Genomic DNA, 18,627 nt, shown 5'->3' with positions numbered 1-18,627 from the left:
CTACTCCAGCCCCCCGGCCCCGCCGGCGAGGCCGTGCAGCATGATCGCCGTCGCCGCCGCCAGGTTCAGGCTGTCCGCCCCCGGCCGCATCGGAATGCGCACCAGGGTATCGCAGGCCCGCGCCATTTCGGTCGGCAGCCCGGCCTGCTCGTTGCCCATCAGCAGCACGGTCGGCGTCGGCGCGCGGAGGCCCTCGGGCCGGTGCGGCCCTGCCAGGTGGGTGCCGACGACCCGTCCCGGCCAGGAGGTGCGCCAGTCCAGGAACGCCGCCGCGTCGCAGCGCACCAGGGGCACGTTGACGATGGCGCCCATGGTCGCGCGTACCGACTCGATGGAGAACGGATCGACCGTATGGCCGACCAGAATCACGCCCTTCGCCCCGAAGGCGTCGGCGCTGCGCATGACCGAGCCGAGATTGCCCGGATCGCGCACGCTCTCCAGCGCCACCCACAACGCCCCCGGCTCCGGCGTGACGTCCGAGAGCGGGGACGTCTTCTGTTCGATCACGGCGATGACGCTCTGGGCGTTGTCGCGCTTGGCGATGCGGGTCATCAGCTCGCCGCTGACGGTGATCACCCGGCCGCCGGCGTCGAGGCAGGCCTGGCGCGCCTCGTCCATCACCGGGCTCGGCGCCTGTGTGTCGGCGACGATCAGCCGGCGGATCACCCAGCCGGCGCGGGCCGCCTCCACCACATGGCGCAGGCCTTCGGAGACGAAGGCGTTCTGCTGCTGACGGCCCTTCTTAGTAGCCAGCGCCTTGACCGCCTTGATCTCGGGATTGGCGGAACTGGTGATGACGAGATCAGCCCGTGTCTGCTCAGCCATGGCGGTCCCACCGCACGAACAGCGAGGTCGGCAGCAGCCGGCCGCTGCCCTCCTCCCGGATGGTCATCTCGCCATGGGTGATCGCACCGCCCAGCCCGGCCAGCGCATCCTCGACCAGCCGGCGCAGGGTGATCGCCGACAGGTGGGTGGCATAGGCGGTCAGCACCATGAAGGACGATCCGCCGTCCAGCATCGCCCGCACATCGGCCAGCAGGGTCGGCAACTGTTCCTCCAGGCGCCAGATCTCGTTCTTCGGGCCGCGGCCGTATTTCGGCGGGTCGAGCACGATGCCGTCGTAGCGGTTGCCGCGCCGTACCTCCCGGGCGGCGAAGCGGGCGGCATCGTCGCAGATCCAGCGCACCGGCGCCTCGGCCATGCCCGACGCCTCCTGGTTGGTGCGGGCCCAGGCGATCGCCTTCTTCGACGCATCCACATGGGTGACCTTCGCCCCCTTCGCCGCCGGCAGCAGCGAGGCGAGGCCGGTATAGCCGAACAGGTTCAGCAGGCTGAACTCCGGCCCCACGCGTTCTTCCATGAAGTCCCAGTGCACCCGCTGCTCGGGAAAGATGCCCACATGGCGGAAGCCGGAGAGCTGCGCCTCGCAGCGCACGTCGCCATAGGTCAGCGGCCAGGTACTGTCGGCGTGGCGTTTGAGGATGTCCCAGTTGCCCTGGCCTTCCTCGTCCTTGCCGCCGGTGAAGCGGGCATCGGCGGCGCCCCAGGCCTCGGCCGGCTGGCTGCGCGCCCACAGCGCCTGGCTGTCCGGCCGGTCGAGGATGCGGGCGCCGAAGCGCTCCAGCTTTCGACCCTCGCCGCTGTCCAGCAGAGCGTAGTCGCGCCAGGGCTCGGCGACGAGCGTTTCGGAGGAAGACAGGGTCGGCACGTGGAAAATCCGGCGGGTTGCGACGGGCCGGACAATAGCGCCGGCGGGGCCGAAATCCAAACCGCTCGGCAGCAGTCCCCGGCGCCGTCGTCCCGATGCAAATCAGGACCGAGCTTCAGACCTATCCGCGGTACCGGCTTCCGATCCTGACGGTCCTCAGGGTGACGGGAGAGGTGGAGAGGGAGGCCGCACGGTCCTGATCGTCATCAGGACGACGGGGAGAGTTGGACGGGTTGGTGCGCCAGGTTGACAGTCACCGCCCCCTCACCCCTCCGGACACAGCCTCGGTTCCGGGATGGCGTCCACCGTGGCCTGGATGCCGTCCGAATAGCGCTGCTTCAGCTCGGTGAAGTACGGGTCGCTGTTCTTGTACTTGATCAGGTTGCGCGTGGAGAAACTGTCCGTCTGGTAGCACAGCACGTCGATCGGCGGGCCGACCGACAGGTTGCTTCGGATCGTCGCGTCGAAGGAAATCAGCGCCAGCTTGGCCGCCCGGGCTAGTCCGTTGTCGAAGCGCAGGGCGCGGTCGAGGATCGGCTTGCCGTACTTGGTCTCGCCGATCTGGAGGTAGTGATTGCGCGGGGTCGCCTCCACGAAATTGCCGGCGGAATAGACCTGGAACAGCCGCGGCGGCTCGCCCCGGATCTGACCGGCCAGCAGGAAGGTGCCGTTCGGGTCGCCGAATCGCTCCACGTATGGCCCGTCGCGCTCCAGGATCCGGCGCAGCAAGCCGCCGACGGTCTGGGCCACGTCGAACATGGAATTATGCAGGAACAGGTCGCGGTCGGGCGTGCCGGTGCCGGCCGCCTGTTTCAGCGTGGTGACCACGGTCTGGGTGGTGGCGAGGTTGCCGGCGGACATCAGGGCGATGACCGCCTTGTCCGGGTTCTCCAGGATCGCGAGCTTTCGCACGGTGGCGATCTGGTCGACGCCGGCGTTGGTTCGGGAGTCGGAAGCGAGCACGAGGCCCTCCGGCAGGAGGATGCCAAGGCAGTAGGTCATGTCGGTCTCTCCCTCCGGCGCCCGTCCCACGATCCAATTTTCGGGCGTGCCGGCGGGCATCCGGGCGACGACACGTTGACCTTCCGGCCCCTGTGATGCAATGCCGTCGACCATGACCGAGCGCAAATGTCTGCTGATCGTTGCCCATGCCCCCTCGCCGAACACGCAGCGGCTGCGCGACGCGGTGGTCGAAGGCGCACGGAGCGAGGACGTGGACGGGGTCGAGGTGGTCGTGCTGTCGCCGTTCGACACCACACCGGAACACGTGCTGGCGGCCGACGCCATCATCCTGGGGACGACGGAGAACCTCGGCTACATGAGCGGCGCGCTGAAGGACTTCTTCGACCGCTGCTACTACCCCTGCCTGGAAGAGACTCAGGGTCGGCCCTATGCGCTGTACATCCGCGCCGGCCATGACGGCACCGGCACACGGCGCGGGGTGGAGACCATCGTCACCGGCCTGCGCTGGAAGGCGGTGCAGGAACCGCTGCTGTGCCGCGGCGATTGGGACGAGGCGTTCCTCGAGCAGGCCCGCGAGCTCGGCCTGTACCTGGCCGCCGGGCTGGAGGCCGGTGTTCTGTAGTCAACTCTCCTTGACGATCGCCAGTGCCTCGCGGAACGCCGGGTGGTCCGCGTTCTCCAGCCATTCGAAGATCAGCGCCTCCACGGTCACCGGCACCGCCCCCGCGGCGCGCAGCCGGGCGAGACCGACGGCCCTGTCCTCCGGCCGGCGGCTGCCGCAGGCATCCTCGACCACCGCCACCCGCCAGCCCAGCCGGCCGAGCCCGAGGACGGTCTGGGCGACGCAGACATGGGCTTCCACCCCCGCCACCACGGCGATCGGCCGCTCCAGCGCCGACAGCGCATCGGCCAGCCCAGGCTCCCGGGTCGCGTCGAAATGACGCTTGGCCAGGACCTCGTGCGACCCGAGGCGGTCGACGAGCGGCGAAACCGTCGCCCCGATCGCCTCCGGACAATGCTCGGTGGCGCGGATCGGAACGCCGAGAATCCGGGCGGCGCGGGTCAGGCGATCCATGGCCGCAACCAGGTCATCCCTCCGCGAAATCGCCGGAACCAGACGGGCTTGGGCGTCGATCACAAGAACGAAACAAGACTTAGCCGGACATGACATCCGGTCAATTGCGTTAATCGCCAATGAATCCGCGCCTTTCAGCGTCTCTTGGATTGACATGAAAGGTTTTGTCCTTATAGTCCGCTCGCATCTCGACCGGGACGATACCGGAAGAGTCCACAACCTAAGCCGACATGTCAGACACACAAAAAACATTCGCCGATCTCGGCCTTTCGGACGAGATTGTTGAGGCTGTTACCTCAGCCGGTTACGCCACCCCAACCCCGATCCAGGAAAAGGCGATCCCTTATGTCCTGATGGGCCGCGACGTGCTGGGATGCGCGCAGACGGGCACGGGCAAGACGGCGTCCTTTACCCTTCCGATGATCGACATCCTGTCGGCAGGCCGCGCCAAGGCGCGCATGCCGCGCTCGTTGATCATCGCGCCGACCCGGGAGCTTGCTGCCCAGGTTTCGGAGAACTTCACCAAGTACGGTGCCAACACCAAGCTGACGATGGCGCTGCTGATCGGGGGTGTATCCTTCGACGATCAGGAGTCCAAGCTGGACCGTGGCGTCGATGTGCTGATCGCCACGCCGGGCCGCCTGCTCGACCATTTCGAGCGGGGCAAGGTGCTGCTGACCGACGTCAAGGTGCTGGTCATCGACGAGGCCGACCGCATGCTGGACATGGGGTTCATCCCCGACGTCGAGCGGATCGTGTCGCTGCTGCCGACCATCCGGCAGACCCTGTTCTTCTCCGCCACCATGGCGCCGGAGATCAAGCGCATCGCCGACAAGTTCCTGATGAATCCGAAGGAAGTGACCGTCGCCCCGCCGACCTCCACAGCGGACACGGTCGCTCAGCACCTGGTGCGCTGCGATCCCAAGGACAAGCGCGACGTCCTGCGCAACATCATCAACCGCGAGAACGTCGAAAGCGCGCTGATCTTCTGCAACCGCAAGCGCGATATCGGCGTCCTGCACCGGTCCCTGGTGCGCCATGGCTTCGACGCAGTGCAGCTGCACGGCGACATGACCCAGCCGGCGCGCATGGAGACCCTGAAGAAGTTCAAGAACAACGAAGCCCGCCTGGTGGTGTGCAGCGACGTCGCCGCGCGCGGCCTCGACATCAAGGGGCTGAGCCACGTCTTCAACTTCGACGTGCCCTCCAACGCCGAGGACTACATCCACCGGATCGGCCGTACCGGCCGCGCCGGCATGACCGGACGCGCCTTCACGCTGACGACGTCGGACGACTCCAAGTTCCTGGCTGCCGTCCATCGCCTGATCAAGAAGGACATCCCGGAGATCGACGCCGACGGCAACCCGGTCGGCGCTTCCGCGAAGTCCGCCCCCAAGAAGGCCGACAACGCCAGGAATAAGGCGAAGCCCGAGGCAGCACCTGAGGCAGCCGAGGACACGCGTCCGACCGCCGCGGCCGAGGAGAAGCCCGAGGGCGAGAAGCGTTCGCGCCGGTCCCGCGGCGGCCGCAGGTCCGCCGGCAAGGACACGGCTCAGCAGAAGGACGCCGCCCCCCAGAAGGAGGCAGCGACCCAGAACGAAGCCCCTGCGGCCAAGACCGAGCGGGAGCCGTCGGTCACCGGCGGCGGCGTGGTCGAGCAGTTCCCGGACAAGCGCCGGCGCGGCGGTCGCGACGACAGCTCGCGCGTCGTCGGGTTCGGCGACGATGTGCCGGCGTTCGTGCTGCGCCCGGTGCCCAAGAAGGCGATGGGCGGCTGAGCCGCCCTTCCCCTGTCGTTTCCAAGACGGCAGTTTCCCGTTCCGCCCCTTGATTCGAACCGGCCGCTGACCGATCCTGCGGTCGCCCCGGTTCGACGGTGGACGGCAACGCGCGGTGACCCGACATGCAAACCATCTTCATCCAGGTCAAATGCGAGCTCGGCAAGGCCTATGACGTGGCCGACGCCGCCGTGCTCGACGTGGAGGAGGTCTCCGAGGTCTACTCGACCTCGGGCCAGTACGATCTGCTGATGAAGTGCTATCTGGGCGACGATCACGATATCGGCCGCTTCGTCACCGAAAACGTCCAGACCCTGCCCGGGGTAAAGGACACCTTCACGCTGATCACGTTCAAGGCCTTCGGGTAGCGAGCTCCGTTTCCATCGACGTCCTCTAAACAACCCCACCCGGGCGCGTCGAAGCGCCGCCCCTGAGCGTTCGAGCTGGGTTCCGGCCCGCGCCTGGATCAAGTCCGGGGCCGTCCGGAATGACGGGTCGGGGTTTAGAATCCGATCGTCGTCCCGGTGAGCGCCAGGCCTACCCCGCCTGTTCCCGCCAATGAGCGGCGATCTCGCCCGCCTCGCAGAGCCAGATGTCGTCGCGGTGCCGCGCGATGTGCTCCAACGCCGCCCGCAGCGGCCGCAACCGGTGCGGCTGGCCGACGATATACGGATGCAGCGCGATCCCCAGCACCAGCGGCTGCTTGGCGGACTGCGCGAGTTGCTCGTCGAATCCGTCGATGATCATCTCGGCGAAGGCGCGGCCCTCGACCTTGCGGGCGACCACCGCCGGAATGTCGTTCAGTTCCTGGGGATAGGGCACCGACAGGATGCGGCCGCCGTCGCGGGTCGCCATCCAGACCGGCTGATCGTCATGGCACCAGTCCAGCAGGTAGTCGTAGCCGGCCTCAGCCAGCAGGTCCGGAGTGGCGCGGCTCTGGGAGATCCAGGGGCCGAGCCAGCCCTTGGGCGGCCGCCCCTCCTCGCGCGCGATCACCTCGGTGGTCTCGGCGATCAGTGCCCGCTCGCCCGCCTCGTCCAGCACGCCCTGGCGTTCGGAGTTGGTGCGGCCGTGGGCCACCACCTCGTCGCCGCGCTTGCGGAACGCCTCCATGATGCCGGGAGCGGCGGTGTAGGTCTCGCTGTTGGCGAGCACGCTGACCGGCAGTTCCAGGCGGTAGAACTCGTCGAGCAGCCGCCAAACCCCGACCCGGTTGCCGTAGTCGCGCCACGCATAGTTCAGCACGTCGGGCTGCGGAATGCCGACCGACGCGCCCGGCGCCAGCTCCGCCCCCAGCCCCTCGCCGAAACCGAAAACCTCTACGTTCAGCGCGATGTAGACCGCCAGCCGCTTGCCGCCGGGCCAGTCCGGTGCGGCGCGGCTCTCGATGGCGGAATAGGCGTAGCGGCCGTGATCGGCGAGCACCGGGCGGCGCGCCTTACTCGGCAGCCATGGCCGGCGCGGCGGCAAGGCCGTTGGTCTGGCGCAGCATCACCGCGCCGATCGCCATGGAGACCGCCGCCTGGGTCGGATCGACCACGGGGATGCCGAGCCGGTCGGAGAGGCGCTCGCGGTAGCGCGCCATGCCGGCACAGCCCATGACCAGGACGTTGGCGCCGTCGGTGTCGCGCAGGGTGGTGCCGACCTGAACCATGCGCTCGAAGGTCTTGGACTCGTCGGACAGTTCCACGACGCCGAGCTCGATGCCCCGGTCGCCGGCCACCCTTCCCTCCACCCCGATGCCGCGGAAATAGCGCATGTGACGCGGCACCGAGCGGCTGAGGATGGCGATCACCCCGACCTTGGCGCCCAGCGACATGGCCGTCAGCATCCCGCTCTCGGCGATCCCGAAGACCGGTCGGCTGGTCGCCTCGCGGGCGGCGTAGATGCCCGGGTCGGAGAAGCAGGCGATGACGAAGGCGGCCGCGTCGGCATCGCGCTCGGCGATGATTCGGCGGATGTCGCGCGACACGTCGTCGGCATGGGCTTGGCATTCGATCCCGGCCGGACCTTTGGCGTTCGTCACGCTCTCGATCTCCGGCGCGCCGGCCAGGCGCAGCGGATCCAGCGCCCGGTCCATCGCCTCGGTCACGGCCTCGGTGGAGTTCGGATTGATGACGATGATGCGTCCGGTCATGGCGGGGTCCTCACGGGAGAGCGGATCTCAGGACAGGCCCTTCGAGGCGATCTCGAAGACGTCCTTCGACAGAGTGGGCTGCTCGACGATCCGGCGCAAGGCACCGGTCATCGCCTTGGCCCGCTCGCCGTCGAACCGGCGCCAGCGCACCAGCGGCTGGCACAGGCGTGAGGCGATCTGCGGATTGAGCTGGTCGATGCGCAGCACCTCGTCCGCCAGGAACGCATAGCCGGAGCCGTCACTGGCGTGGAAGCGCACCGGGTTGCCCATGGTGAAGCCGCCCACGAGCGCCCGGATGCGGTTCGGGTTCTTCGGATCGAAGCGCGGATGGGACTGCAGTTCCTTCACCCGGTCCAGCGTGCCCGGCAGGGCGGAGGACGCCTCCAGGGTGAACCACTTGTCGAGGACCAGCGGGTTGTCCTGCCAGCGGTCGTGGAACGCCTGAAGCGCCTCGGTACGCTCCGGACAATCGGTGTCGTTCAGCGCCGCCAGCGCGCTCATGACATCGGTCATGGACGCCGCCGCCTGCACCTGCGCCGCCGCCCGTGCCAGCCCTTCCGGCCGGCCGGACGAGACAAGGAACTGCAGCGCCCGGTTGCGCAGGGCCCGACGCCCCATGGCGGCGGTGGAGAGGTCGTCTGCCGCCGTCTCGCCGGACAGCCGGTCGTAAAGCGCCAGCCAGGTGTCGAACAGCGTGTCGCCCAGGGTCCGGATCGCGTCCTCGCGGGCCTCGTGCACCGCGTCCACATGCCAGACATCCATCGCCTGCCCCAGCATGGACTCGCCCGGCAGTGCCAGCAGTTCGGCCAGGAAGGCCGGCTCCAGCCGCGCGTCCTCCAGCCCGTCGCGCACGGCGGAGACCACCGCCGCGTCCAGCGACATCGGTCGGCCGGCGCGCTTGGCCTCGACCATAGCCAGGATGGCGCGGGTGGCGAGGGTCTGCAGCGCCTCCCAGCGCGAGAACGGGTCGTCGTCGGTTGCCGCCAGGAAGCCGAGATCGGCATCGCTCCAGGCGGCGTCCAACTTCACCGGAGCGGAGAAGCCGCGCAGCAGGGACGGCACCGCGCCCTTGGGCACGTCGCTGAAGGTCACGCGGCGCTCGGCCTCGTCCAGCACCAGCACGGTCTCGTCGCCGCTCTCCTCGCCGTCGACGGTCAGCGGCAGGCGCTGGCCGTTCTCGCCGATCAGCGCCGTGCGCAACGGGATAACCACCGGCTGCTTGTCCGGCTGGCCAGGGGTCGGGTCGGTCGTCTGGGCAAGGTCGAGGGTCAGGGTGCGGGCGGCCTCGTCGTAGCGCCAATCGGCCGAGACCCGCGGCGTGCCGGCCTGGGCGTACCAGCGCTTGAAGCGGGTCAGGTCGATGCCGCTGGCATCCTGCATGGCGGCGACGAAATCGTCGCAGGTCACCGCCTGGCCGTCATGGCGCTCGACATAGAGGTCGATGCCCTTGCGGTAGGCCTCGGCGCCGAGCAGGGAGTGGATCATCCGCACCACCTCGGCCCCCTTCTCGTAGACCGTGACGGTGTAGAAGTTGTTGATCTCGATATAGCTGTCGGGGCGCACCGGGTGGGCGGTCGGACCGCCATCCTCGGGGAACTGGGCGGCGCGCAGCAGGCGCACGTCGCCGACCCGTTTCACCCCGCGGTCATGGGTGTCGGCGGAGAATTCCTGGTCGCGGAAGACCGTCAGCCCCTCCTTCAGGGAGAGCTGGAACCAGTCGCGGCAGGTGATGCGGTTGCCGGTCCAGTTGTGGAAATACTCATGCGCGACGATCGCCTCGATGCGCTGGAAGTCGGCGTCGGTCGCCGTGGAGAGATCGGCCAGGATGAATTTATCATTAAATATATTCAGCCCCTTATTCTCCATTGCTCCCATATTGAATGAAGAAACGGCGACGATCATGAAGATGTCGAGATCGTACTCGAACCCGTACACCTCCTCGTCCCAGGCCATGGAGCGCTTCAGCGAATCCATGGCATGGCCGGTGCGACCCTCGTTGCCCGGCTCGACATAGATCTCCAGCGCCACCTCGCGGCCCGAGCGGGTGGTGAAGCTGTCGCGGTCGACCATGAGGTCGCCGGCCACCATGGCGAAGAGATAGGCAGGCTTGCGGAACGGGTCGTGCCACACGGCGTAGTGGCGGCCCTCCTCAAGGTCGCCCGTCTCGATCCGATTGCCGTTGGACAGCAGCACCGGGTAGCGCGCCTTGTCGGCCTCGATCCGCACGGTATAGACGGCCATCACGTCGGGCCGGTCGGGGAAATAGGTGATGCGGCGAAAGCCTTCCGCCTCGCACTGGGTGCAGTACATGCCGCCGGCCTTGTACAGGCCCTCCAGCCGGGTGTTGTCCTGCGGCTTGATCCGACCTTCCACCTCTAAGGTGAAATCGCCGGCGATGCCGGGGACGACGATCCCCTCCGGCTTCTGGCGCCAGTCGCCCTTCTCCAGCGTGCGGCCGTCCAGGGTGAGCGAGACCAGTTCCTGGTCCTCGCCGTCGAGATAGAGGTCCGCCGGACCGGAACCCGACGCCGGGTTGCGCCGGCCGACCAGCCTGCTGGACACGGTGGTGACGTCGTCGTTCAGACGGACGGTGAGCTCGATCGTGTCGATCAGGTGGGTCGGCGGGGTGTAGTCCTTCAGGAAGATCGTGCTCGGGTCGGTCTTCACGGCGGCGTCGGCGCGGTCCATCGGGATCCTCGGGGGGTTCAGTCCAGTCGGTTGGAGAAACCTATGTGGGTCGGCGGCCTCAGTTTGCCATCCAGCCGCCATCCACCATCAGGTTCTCGCCGGTAATGTAGCTCGCCTCGTCGCTGGCCAGGAACAGGGCCGCATTCGCCACGTCCAACGGCCGGCCAAGGCGCGGCCAGGGGGTGCGGCTGTGGGAGTACTCCAGCATTTCCGGGGCGATGGCACGGCCGGACTTGCCGGTCAGGATCTTGCCGGGTGCTACGGCGTTGCAGACGATGCCGTGCCCGGCATAGTCGCCGGCGATCTGCCGGGTCATGTAGACCACGGCGGCCTTGCCCACTCCGTAGGCGAAATCATGGGGCGCGCGGATCATGCCGTGCTGGGAGGAGATGTTGACGATCCGTCCCCGGACCTCCCCGTCGCCCTGCGGATCCTGCCCCATCATCTGGCGGACAGCGGCGCGGCAGCCGAGGAAGACACCCTTGGCGTTGACCGCCATGACCCGGTCGAAATCCTCCTCCGAGGTCTCGTGCAGCGGCGTGTCGGTGCCGATGGCGGCGTTGTTCACGATGACGTCGAGCCGCCCGCCGATCTCGACCGCGCGGGCCACGGCGGCCTCAAGGTCGGCCGGTCTGGTGACGTCGCATTTGAGAAACTCGGCCGTGCCGCCGGCCTCGATGATCGCATCGACCGTCGGCATGCCGCCCTCGCGCGGCTCCTCGGTGAGGTCGGCGACGATCACGCTCGCCCCTTCCTGGGCGAACCGGAGGGCGATGGCCTTGCCGATGCCGCCGGCGGCACCCGTGACGATGGCAGTTCGGTTGGCGAGGCGCATGGGGGCTCCCGTCGAATTCTCTCCGTCATCCCGGGAGACCCCGGACGTTTCCGGGGGCTGCCCGGGATCTTGCTGAGCTGTTCTGTACCCGGTCCCGGCCGAACCCCGGGTCGCGCCCGGGGTTCATCGGGATGACGTAGAAGAGATAGGAAGTTACAGCCCCGCCGCCAGGGCGGTCTCGCGGATCGAGGACAGCGACTTGGCGATGGTGAGGGCTTCCGGATCGACCTGGATCTCGATCAGGGCCGGCGTGCCCGCCGCCTTGGCCCGCTCAAAGGCCTGGGCGAAGTCGGCGGTGCGGGTCACCGTCTCGCCATGCGCCCCGTAGGCGCGCGCCAGGGCGGCGAAATCCGGGTTCTTCAGCCCCGTAGCGCTGACACGCCCCGGATACTCGCGCTCCTGGTGCATGCGGATGGTGCCGTACATGCCGTTGTTCACCACGATGAAGATGGTGTTCACGCCGTACTGCACCGCCGTGGCCAGCTCCTGGCCGTGCATCATGTAGCAGCCATCGCCATTGAACGAGATCACCGTACGCTCCGGATGCACCAGCTTGGCCGCCACGCCCGCCGGCACCCCATAGCCCATGGAGCCGCAGGTCGGCGCCAGGCAGCTGCGCCACGCCTTGTAGCCGTAGTAGCGGTGCACCCAGGTGGCGTAGTTGCCGGCGCCGTTGGTGATGATCGAATCCTCCGGCAGCATCTCGTCGAGATACTTCACGATCTCGGCCATCTGCACGTCGCCCGGGCCGTGCAGCACGGTGCGGGTCGCCTCGTACTCCGAGCGCGCGACCTTGGTGTCCTCGGCCCAGGCCGAGCTGTCCACCGGCTCCAGGGCGGCGGCCGCCTTGAAGAAGCTGCGCTGGCTGGCGTTGATCAGCAGGTCTCCCTGGTAGACCTGACCGAGCTCGTCGGAGCCGGCATGGACATGGACCAGGCCCTGGCGCGGCCGCGGGATGTCGAGCAGCGTGTAGCCGCTGGTGGTCATCTCGCCCAGGCGGGAGCCGACCACGATCAGAAGGTCGGAGTCCCGGACCCGGGCACCGAGCTTCGGATCGATGCCGATGCCCACATGGCCGACATAGTTCGGGTGCCGGTTGTCGAGATAATCCTGGCAACGGAACGAGGCGCCGACCGGCAGATTGTTGGCCTCGGCGAAGCGCGCCACGTCGGCGGCAACACCCTCATCCCAGCCGCCGCCGCCGATGATCACCAGCGGCGTCTTCGCCTTGGCCAGCAGCTCGCGGAACCGGGCCATGTCCTCCGCGCCCACATGGGGCTCGGTGCGCTTGTAGCGGTCGAAATCGCCGGTCTCCGCCCGCTCGGTCAGCATGTCCTCGGGCAGCGCCAGAACCACGGGTCCCGGTCGGCCGGAGGTGGCGACATGGAACGCGCGGCTGACGTACTCGGGAATGCGGGCCGGATCGTCGATCTGCGCCACCCACTTGGCCATCTGGCCGAACATGCGGCGATAGTCGAGCTCCTGGAAGGCCTCGCGGTCGAACATCTCGCGGCCGACCTGGCCGACCAGCAGGATCATCGGGGTGCTGTCCTGCATGGCGATGTGGACGCCGGCGCTGGCATTGGTGGCGCCCGGTCCACGGGTGACCATGCAGATGCCCGGCTTGCCGGTCAGCTTGCCATAGGCCTCGGCCATCATCGCGGCCCCGCCTTCCTGGCGGCACACGATCGTCTTGATCTCCGGCGCGTCGACCAGACCGTCGAGCACGGCGAGATAGCTCTCGCCCGGGACCGCGAAGGCGAGGTCGGCGCCATGGGCGCGCAGGCTCTCAACCAGGATGTGACCGCCGATCTTGCCGGCGTTGCGTCGTTGCTCAGTGCTCGATGGGTTCGTCGACATAATGCTGGTACCGCTGTGACTTAGGTTTATCGATGTCGTCCGGATTGACGTATTGGATGGAGCTCTTACCACGCAGCTCGGCGGGCAGCACCATGACCCGGACGAAGGAGGTGCAGCGCTCCGAGCAGGCCTGGGCGAAGACCGGCTCCGGCCCCGGCTCGAACCAGGCGTCGCCCGGCTGGTATTCCCTGGTCCGGCCCGCCGTCTCGATCCGGATCTTACCCTCGCGCAGGCAGCGGATGCCCGGACCCTGGTGGATATGCGAGAACGCCTGGCCGCCCATCGGGAACTTCACCCCGTCGCAGCGCAGGATCCAGTCGCCGGAGGGATCGGGCCCCTCGATCTCGGATTCAAGCGTGAGCACCGACGAAACTCCGGTGCCGGCCGCCATCTTCGCCGACGAACCGCTGTCCGCCAGCTCGTAGCGCCAGATCACCGCGCCGTCGTCCCCCGCCTGTACCGTGACGCTGCCGGACCCGAACCAGGCCCGATCCTCGCCGACCGTCTCGTCTTCCTTGCCGACCACCGCGAAGGATCCCTCGCGGCAGTACAGAACGCGGTTGAGTGCCGGCAGGGGCTCGAAATACGCCGCCCCCGGAGCCAGCCGATCGACGATGTGGCGGAGTTTGTACCCCGTTCTCGACATCGCTTCCTCCCTGAGACCCTTGCGGTCTTCGTTATCAATCACTGGTCCTGCACGCTCCCGCGTTCGATCACGTAGGTGCGATCGAGCAGACCGTGCAGATGTGTATCGTTGGACTCGGCGATGAGGACCGACAACCCCTCTTGTTTCAAATCCGATAGAACCTCGACAATTCGCCGCGCCAGAACCGGCGCGATGCCCTCGGTCGGCTCGTCCAGAAGCAGCAGCCGCTCGCCCACCATCAGCGCGCGGGCCAGGGCCACCAGCTTCTGCTGCCCGCCGGACAGGCTGGTGGATGCGCGCGCCCGGAAATCCGCGACTTCCGGCATCAGCTTGTAGACCCAGGCCAGCCGGTCCTCGGCATCGGGGATCTCGGTCGACCAGACCGGCAGCAGGATGTTCTCCTCGGCCGTCAGGGACGGCACCAGCTTGCGGTCCTCCGGCATGTAACCAATTCCGAAATGCGCACGCTTGAAGTCGGCCACCTTGACCAGATCGTGGTGGTCGAAGCCGATGCTGCCGGCCGAGGCGGCCAGCAGGCCCATGACGCTGCGCATGAAAGTGGTCTTGCCCGCCCCATTGCGGCCGATCAGCCCGCACATGGCCCCGGTCGGCACCTGCAGCGAGACCTGCCGCAGGATCGGGATCGGGCCGATATCGACATCGAGCCCCTGAACGTCAAGCATCGCTCCCCTCCCCCGCCGGAGCCAGTCCGGCCCGCTCGCGCATCGCCTGCCCCTGCGGCTCGTCGCCGATGACGAATTCGATGACCTTGGGGTCGATCAGCGCCTGCGCCGGCGGCGCGTCGCAGATGATCTCGCCCTGATAGAAGGCGAGCACCCGGCCGACATAGCGCTCGACGATCTCCATGTCGTGCTCGACGAACAGCACGGTCACCCCGTCCTCCTTCAGCGCCGACATGACGATGTCCATCAGGCCGAACTTCTCCTCCACCGAGATGCCGGAGGTCGGCTCGTCCAGCAGCAGGATCTTCGGCTCGGCCACCATGGCCATGGCAATGTCGAGCAGCTTGCGGATGCCCTGGGGCAGCGTGCTGGCGACCTGGTCGCGGTACTCGTGGATCCGGTAGCGCCGCAGGATTGCGTCCGCCCGCGCCTCGCGCTCGGCCAGGCGCAACGGCTTCAGCACCGCCAGTCCGTGGCTGTCGGCGATGCCGAGCGCGATCATCAGGTTGTCGAACACCGTGGCGGTCATGAACACCTGGGCCACCTGGAACGACCGGCAGATGCCCAGCCGGGTGATCCGGCGCGGCGCGAGTCCGGTGATGTCCCGGCCGTCGAACCGGATGGCCCCCGATGTCGGCGTCAGCCAGCCGGTGACCATATTCACGAACGTGGTCTTGCCGGCCCCGTTGGCGCCGATGATGCCGACGATCTCGTCGCGGGCGACGGCGATGTTGATGTCCTTGGCCGCCGTCACCGCGCCGAAGGTCTTGTTGAGGTCGCTCGCCTCCAGAATGGCGGTCATCGCTCGCCCTCCCCCCGGTTACCGCCCGGCTGTGCCGCCCGGTCACGGCCGCCGAGCTTGGAGATCAGGGACCACAGGCCGCCCGGCAGGAAGAAGATCACGGCCAGCAGGGTACCGCCGACGATCAGCTGCCAGGCATAGGGCACCAGTTCGAAGGCGTAAGTCCGCAGCAGTTCGAACAGCAGGGAGCCGATGAAGGGTGCCGCCACGCTGCCCGGCCCGGACAGCACGGTGACGAAGACCAGCTCGCCCGAGACGGTCCAGTTCACCATCGATTCCGGATCGACCTGTCCGAGCGCCAGCGCCGTGAATCCGCCGGCGAGGCCGGTGAGCGCGGCCGACATCACGTATTTGCCGTGGATCGCCTGGGCTACCGAGTAGCCGAGATACTCGACGCGGATCTCGTTGTCGCGCACCGCCGTGGTCAGGCTGCCCAGGACCGAGCCCAGATAGCGGTGCACCAGCACGGCGGACAGCCAGCCGACGGCGCAGACCGCGAGGAACAGCACCGTCAGCTTGACGGTCGAGTCCTCCGTCCCGATGCCGAACAGGGTCGGCTGCTCGACGCTGAACCCGTCGGTCGAGCCGAGCGCCTCGGTCTTCACCAGGATGCCGAACAGCACCATGGAGAAGGCGAGGTTCAGCATGGCGAAGAAGATCTCGCGGTATTTGCGGATGATGAAGCCGAGCGCGAAGCCGACGACCGCCGCCACCAGCCCCGCGGCCGGCAGGGTGATCAATACCTCGGTCACGCCGAGATCCTTGCCGAGCATCGCCACCGTATAGGCGCCGAGGCCGAAATACAGGGCGTGACCGAAGGAGATCAGCCCGGTGCGCCACAGCACGACGAGGCCGAGCACGGCGAGCGCGCGGGAGAAGGCGATCAGGACCTGGCTCATCAGCCAGTCCGGCAGAACGAAAACGCCGAGCAGGGCGACAAGGGCGAAACCGAGGGTGAGGCCGATCACGGTGCGGTCCATGAACTGTGTCATCTCGGGCCCTCAGATCTTGCGGGCTTTGGCGGGGGCGAACAGGCCCTCCGGGCGGAAGATCAGGACCGCGGCCATGACGGCATAGACCACGAACAGCTCGATCTCGGGCCATTGCAGCACCGCGTAGGCGCGCAGCAGGCCGACCATCAGCGCCCCGATGGCGGCACCGCCGATGCTGCCCATGCCGCCGATCACCACCACTGCGAAGGACAGCACGATGACCTCGACGCCAAAGCCGGGGGAGACCGAGATCGTCGGCGCGATATAGGCCCCGCCCAACGCGCCGAGCACCGCGCCGGCGACGAAGACGACGTAGAAGACGCGGCGCACGTTGACGCCCATGGCGACGGCGAGCTCGCTGTCGAAGATGATCGCGGAGACCAGCTTGCCCCAATGGGTGCGGTTCAGGACGATCCAGGAGATCAGCCCGACGACGAGGCTGAGGGCGATCATCGTCAGCTTGTAGCCGTCCTGGTAGATGCCGCCGATCTGCACGCCCGGCATCGCCAGGGTCGGCTGGAACGCGAAATACGGGTCGACGCCGAACACCAGCAGGATGACGTCCTCCAGCACCAGGAACAGCCCGAAGGTCGCCAGCACGATGATCACCTCGTCGCGGCCGTAGAGGTTGCGGATGATGGTCCGCTCGATGGCCGAGCCGAGCACCACGCCGACCACCAGGGCGGCGATCGGGATCGCGATCATGGTGCCGAGGTCGGACACACCCATCGTCGAGAGCTCGCCGATCAGGAAGGCGCAGGAATAGGCCCCCCAGGCGTAGAACGCCCCGTGGGCGACGTTCAGGATCTTCAGCACGCCGAAGATGATCGTCAGGCCGAGAGAGACGATGAACAGATAGGACGCGTAGCCCAATCCCTCGACCAGAATTGTCAGTGCTAGGTTCATAGGACGATACCCGGCCGGGGCTGCCACGAAGTCCGGGGCCGCCGGCGGTGAGACAAAGGATCCAACGAAAGAGTGACGGCGCCGGGCGCCGTCACTCGCGCTGTAAAATCAGGCGGCAGAGTCAGGCCGCTTGATCAGGCGCTCAGCACTTGGCGCCCGGCATGCCGGCTTCGATCCACTCGACGCTGGTCTTGTCGGCCGGCGGCATGACGCATTCGGCCGGATAGACCTTCACGTCGCGCAGGCCGAGCTCGCCGGCATCCTCGTTCCACTGCACGATGCCGTACATGTGCTCGGTGATCGCCTGGTGCCCGTTGCCCAGCGCCATCTTCACCGGCGCCGCGAAGCTCTCGAACTCCAGCCCGGTCAGCGCGTCGCGCACCTGCTTCTCGTCCGGGAACGAACCGGCCGCCTCGGCCGCCTTGTCATAGGCGATCTTGGTGGCGAGGATCGCCTGGGCGTACTGATAGGCCGCACCCGACGGATACTCGCCATAGGCTTCCTTGTAGGTCTCGACGAACCAGGTGTTCAGCGGCGTGTCGCGGTCGCGGACCAGGATGCCGTACGGACCGCGGCTGCCGATCGCCACGCCGTCCGGCAGGCGCTTGCCGAGCCGGTAGGCGCTGACGCCGCCGACGGTGAGCACCACCTTCTTCTGCTGGAAGAAGCCGCGCGGCGTCGCCTGCAGGATGAAGGCCTCGAAATCGCCGCCCCAGAACGAGGAATGCACCAGCTCGGCGTCGTCCAGCGACAGCGCCGAGATCTCCGACCCGTACTGGCCGGCGAAGATCTTCGGGAACTGCGGCTTGTCGGAGACCTTGGCGTCCGGCATGACGTCGGTCATGGCCAGCGAGAAGTCGCGCCAGCTGTCCTGCCCCCAGGCGTAGTTCTGGTTGATGCCGGTGTAGGACTTCACGTCCGGCATCATCTCCTTGACGTAATGCGCCGCGGCGATGTTGTCGGCCGTGGCGTGGCTCATGGTCCGGAACACGTACTCGCGCGGCGCTTCCTCGAAGATCCGGGGCGTGCCGCAGACCGCCATGACCGTCAGCTTCTGCAGTTCCTCGGCGACCGGCGCGATGGCCGCGCAGGATCCGGAGGACACGTAGCCGACGACCGCGTCGACCTCGCGCTTCTGCACCAGGTTGCGGTACTCGGAGACCTGCTTGGTGTTGCCGCCGGATTCATCGATGTACTCGGCCTCCACGGTCGCGCCTGCGAACCCCTTGGTGTCGTAGGGTGCGGGAAGCGTTCCCTGGTTGATGGCCTCGATGACCATCTCGGCGCCATTGCGCCCGGGAACGCCGTACGGACCCGCCGCCGGACCGGACAGGAACGCAACGATTCCGAGCGATACGGTGTCCTTCGCCGCCACCGACGCCGGCGCGGACAGCGCAAACGCAGCAGCCAGGCCGGCGCCAACAACACCAGCATATCTCATTGGTTTCATGCGATCTTTCCCTCTCTCAAACGGTGAAGCCCGTTACGGAATCGGCGTCGCGGAAGCGGGGTCGTCTCGCCCGTCTTCTCGGCTCCGCGAGGCCGCGGTTCGTG

At 67.7% G+C, this 18,627-nt stretch carries 18 protein-coding genes; 3 read left to right on the top strand and 15 right to left on the bottom strand.

Features of this window, described 5'->3' with window-relative positions; translation table 11 throughout:
• The 3 genes from G578_RS0104080 to G578_RS0104065 form a co-directional block, all read right to left on the bottom strand.
• Complete coding sequence (locus G578_RS0104080; protein WP_028793172.1) at positions 1 to 825, bottom strand: TrmH family RNA methyltransferase; 825 nt, start codon at positions 823 to 825, stop codon at positions 1 to 3.
• Positions 818 to 1,708 carry a class I SAM-dependent methyltransferase gene (locus G578_RS0104075; RefSeq protein ID WP_245565551.1) on the bottom strand — a complete coding sequence of 297 codons (891 nt, stop codon included), beginning with the start codon at positions 1,706 to 1,708 and terminating at the stop codon, positions 818 to 820. Before G578_RS0104075 ends, G578_RS0104080 begins: the two co-directional genes overlap by 8 nt.
• A 264-nt stretch (positions 1,709 to 1,972) precedes the next feature.
• Positions 1,973 to 2,710: a proteasome-type protease gene (locus G578_RS0104065; protein ID WP_028793170.1), complete on the bottom strand. Its 738-nt coding sequence runs from the start codon at positions 2,708 to 2,710 to the stop codon at positions 1,973 to 1,975.
• Between the two features lie 112 nt (positions 2,711 to 2,822).
• On the opposite strand from G578_RS0104065, the gene G578_RS0104060 reads away from it, so the two are divergent.
• Entirely contained in the window at positions 2,823 to 3,293 is a 471-nt protein-coding gene (locus tag G578_RS0104060; protein ID WP_028793169.1) for a flavodoxin family protein, read from the top strand.
• Here G578_RS0104060 and G578_RS0104055 read toward each other — a convergent pair whose 3' ends face one another.
• Positions 3,294 to 3,842 (bottom strand): isochorismatase family protein, encoded by a 549-nt coding sequence (locus G578_RS0104055; protein ID WP_028793168.1) that lies wholly within the window; start codon positions 3,840 to 3,842, stop codon positions 3,294 to 3,296.
• Positions 3,843 to 3,976: 134 nt separating this feature from the next.
• Here G578_RS0104055 and G578_RS0104050 point away from each other — a divergent pair, with 134 nt between their 5' ends.
• Together G578_RS0104050 and G578_RS0104045 are read left to right on the top strand one after the other, a co-directional pair.
• Complete coding sequence (locus tag G578_RS0104050; RefSeq protein WP_028793167.1) at positions 3,977 to 5,524, top strand: DEAD/DEAH box helicase; 1,548 nt, start codon at positions 3,977 to 3,979, stop codon at positions 5,522 to 5,524.
• A 125-nt stretch (positions 5,525 to 5,649) separates the two neighbouring features.
• The gene (locus G578_RS0104045; RefSeq protein WP_028793166.1) at positions 5,650 to 5,892 is read left to right on the top strand and encodes an Lrp/AsnC ligand binding domain-containing protein; all 243 of its coding nucleotides are present in this window, start codon (positions 5,650 to 5,652) and stop codon (positions 5,890 to 5,892) included.
• A gap of 169 nt (positions 5,893 to 6,061) precedes the next feature.
• On the opposite strand, the gene G578_RS0104040 is transcribed toward G578_RS0104045, so the two are convergent.
• From G578_RS0104040 to G578_RS0103990, 11 genes are all read right to left on the bottom strand, one after another.
• On the bottom strand, positions 6,062 to 6,949 hold the full coding sequence (locus G578_RS0104040; RefSeq protein WP_028793165.1) for a polysaccharide deacetylase family protein: 888 nt from the start codon (positions 6,947 to 6,949) through the stop codon (positions 6,062 to 6,064).
• 13 nt (positions 6,950 to 6,962) lie between these two features.
• Positions 6,963 to 7,661 carry an aspartate/glutamate racemase family protein gene (locus G578_RS0104035; protein ID WP_028793164.1) on the bottom strand — a complete coding sequence of 233 codons (699 nt, stop codon included), beginning with the start codon at positions 7,659 to 7,661 and terminating at the stop codon, positions 6,963 to 6,965.
• 27 nt (positions 7,662 to 7,688) lie between these two features.
• Positions 7,689 to 10,349, bottom strand: a complete 2,661-nt coding sequence (gene pepN / locus G578_RS0104030) for an aminopeptidase N (RefSeq protein ID WP_038013544.1) — start codon at positions 10,347 to 10,349, stop codon at positions 7,689 to 7,691.
• Between the two features lie 58 nt (positions 10,350 to 10,407).
• Positions 10,408 to 11,184: an SDR family NAD(P)-dependent oxidoreductase gene (locus tag G578_RS0104025; protein ID WP_028793162.1), complete on the bottom strand. Its 777-nt coding sequence runs from the start codon at positions 11,182 to 11,184 to the stop codon at positions 10,408 to 10,410.
• A gap of 153 nt (positions 11,185 to 11,337) precedes the next feature.
• Positions 11,338 to 13,044: a thiamine pyrophosphate-binding protein gene (locus G578_RS0104020; RefSeq protein WP_028793161.1), complete on the bottom strand. Its 1,707-nt coding sequence runs from the start codon at positions 13,042 to 13,044 to the stop codon at positions 11,338 to 11,340.
• The gene (locus G578_RS0104015; RefSeq protein WP_028793160.1) at positions 13,019 to 13,690 is read right to left on the bottom strand and encodes a hypothetical protein; all 672 of its coding nucleotides are present in this window, start codon (positions 13,688 to 13,690) and stop codon (positions 13,019 to 13,021) included. Before G578_RS0104015 ends, G578_RS0104020 begins: the two co-directional genes overlap by 26 nt.
• Before the next feature lie 38 nt (positions 13,691 to 13,728).
• A complete protein-coding gene (locus tag G578_RS0104010) occupies positions 13,729 to 14,373 on the bottom strand; it encodes an ABC transporter ATP-binding protein (protein WP_028793159.1) in 645 nt (214 codons plus the stop codon).
• Positions 14,366 to 15,175, bottom strand: coding sequence for an ABC transporter ATP-binding protein (locus G578_RS24600; RefSeq protein WP_051243880.1), 810 nt, complete (start codon positions 15,173 to 15,175; stop codon positions 14,366 to 14,368). Before G578_RS24600 ends, G578_RS0104010 begins: the two co-directional genes overlap by 8 nt.
• Positions 15,172 to 16,167, bottom strand: coding sequence for a branched-chain amino acid ABC transporter permease (locus tag G578_RS24595; protein ID WP_038013542.1), 996 nt, complete (start codon positions 16,165 to 16,167; stop codon positions 15,172 to 15,174). Before G578_RS24595 ends, G578_RS24600 begins: the two co-directional genes overlap by 4 nt.
• 9 nt (positions 16,168 to 16,176) lie before the next feature.
• A complete protein-coding gene (locus G578_RS0103995) occupies positions 16,177 to 17,073 on the bottom strand; it encodes a branched-chain amino acid ABC transporter permease (protein ID WP_028793158.1) in 897 nt (298 codons plus the stop codon).
• Between the two features lie 142 nt (positions 17,074 to 17,215).
• The gene (locus G578_RS0103990; RefSeq protein ID WP_211228867.1) at positions 17,216 to 18,523 is read right to left on the bottom strand and encodes an ABC transporter substrate-binding protein; all 1,308 of its coding nucleotides are present in this window, start codon (positions 18,521 to 18,523) and stop codon (positions 17,216 to 17,218) included.
• Positions 18,524 to 18,627 lie beyond the last annotated feature (104 nt).

Source organism: Thalassobaculum salexigens DSM 19539 (assembly GCF_000423805.1).
GTDB lineage: Bacteria > Pseudomonadota > Alphaproteobacteria > Thalassobaculales > Thalassobaculaceae > Thalassobaculum > Thalassobaculum litoreum.
Note: the sequence above shows the minus strand (reverse complement) of the source record. Positions and strands in the feature narration are given on the sequence as shown.

What these genes read in the sequence shown, in the direction of transcription:
- G578_RS0104015 (WP_028793160.1), bottom strand. Translation starts at nt 13,690, where the DNA reads ATGTCGAGAACGGGGTACAAACTCCGCCACATCGTCGATCGGCTGGCT.
- G578_RS0104020 (WP_028793161.1), bottom strand. Translation starts at nt 13,044, where the DNA reads ATGTCGACGAACCCATCGAGCACTGAGCAACGACGCAACGCCGGCAAG.
- G578_RS24595 (WP_038013542.1), bottom strand. Translation starts at nt 16,167, where the DNA reads ATGACACAGTTCATGGACCGCACCGTGATCGGCCTCACCCTCGGTTTC.
- G578_RS0104080 (WP_028793172.1), bottom strand. Translation starts at nt 825, where the DNA reads ATGGCTGAGCAGACACGGGCTGATCTCGTCATCACCAGTTCCGCCAAT.
- pepN (WP_038013544.1), bottom strand. Translation starts at nt 10,349, where the DNA reads ATGGACCGCGCCGACGCCGCCGTGAAGACCGACCCGAGCACGATCTTC.
- G578_RS0104055 (WP_028793168.1), bottom strand. Translation starts at nt 3,842, where the DNA reads ATGTCATGTCCGGCTAAGTCTTGTTTCGTTCTTGTGATCGACGCCCAA.
- G578_RS0104010 (WP_028793159.1), bottom strand. Translation starts at nt 14,373, where the DNA reads ATGCTTGACGTTCAGGGGCTCGATGTCGATATCGGCCCGATCCCGATC.
- G578_RS24600 (WP_051243880.1), bottom strand. Translation starts at nt 15,175, where the DNA reads ATGACCGCCATTCTGGAGGCGAGCGACCTCAACAAGACCTTCGGCGCG.
- G578_RS0103990 (WP_211228867.1), bottom strand. Translation starts at nt 18,523, where the DNA reads ATGAAACCAATGAGATATGCTGGTGTTGTTGGCGCCGGCCTGGCTGCT.
- G578_RS0103995 (WP_028793158.1), bottom strand. Translation starts at nt 17,073, where the DNA reads ATGAACCTAGCACTGACAATTCTGGTCGAGGGATTGGGCTACGCGTCC.
- G578_RS0104065 (WP_028793170.1), bottom strand. Translation starts at nt 2,710, where the DNA reads ATGACCTACTGCCTTGGCATCCTCCTGCCGGAGGGCCTCGTGCTCGCT.
- G578_RS0104045 (WP_028793166.1), top strand. Translation starts at nt 5,650, where the DNA reads ATGCAAACCATCTTCATCCAGGTCAAATGCGAGCTCGGCAAGGCCTAT.
- G578_RS0104035 (WP_028793164.1), bottom strand. Translation starts at nt 7,661, where the DNA reads ATGACCGGACGCATCATCGTCATCAATCCGAACTCCACCGAGGCCGTG.
- G578_RS0104050 (WP_028793167.1), top strand. Translation starts at nt 3,977, where the DNA reads ATGTCAGACACACAAAAAACATTCGCCGATCTCGGCCTTTCGGACGAG.
- G578_RS0104025 (WP_028793162.1), bottom strand. Translation starts at nt 11,184, where the DNA reads ATGCGCCTCGCCAACCGAACTGCCATCGTCACGGGTGCCGCCGGCGGC.
- G578_RS0104060 (WP_028793169.1), top strand. Translation starts at nt 2,823, where the DNA reads ATGACCGAGCGCAAATGTCTGCTGATCGTTGCCCATGCCCCCTCGCCG.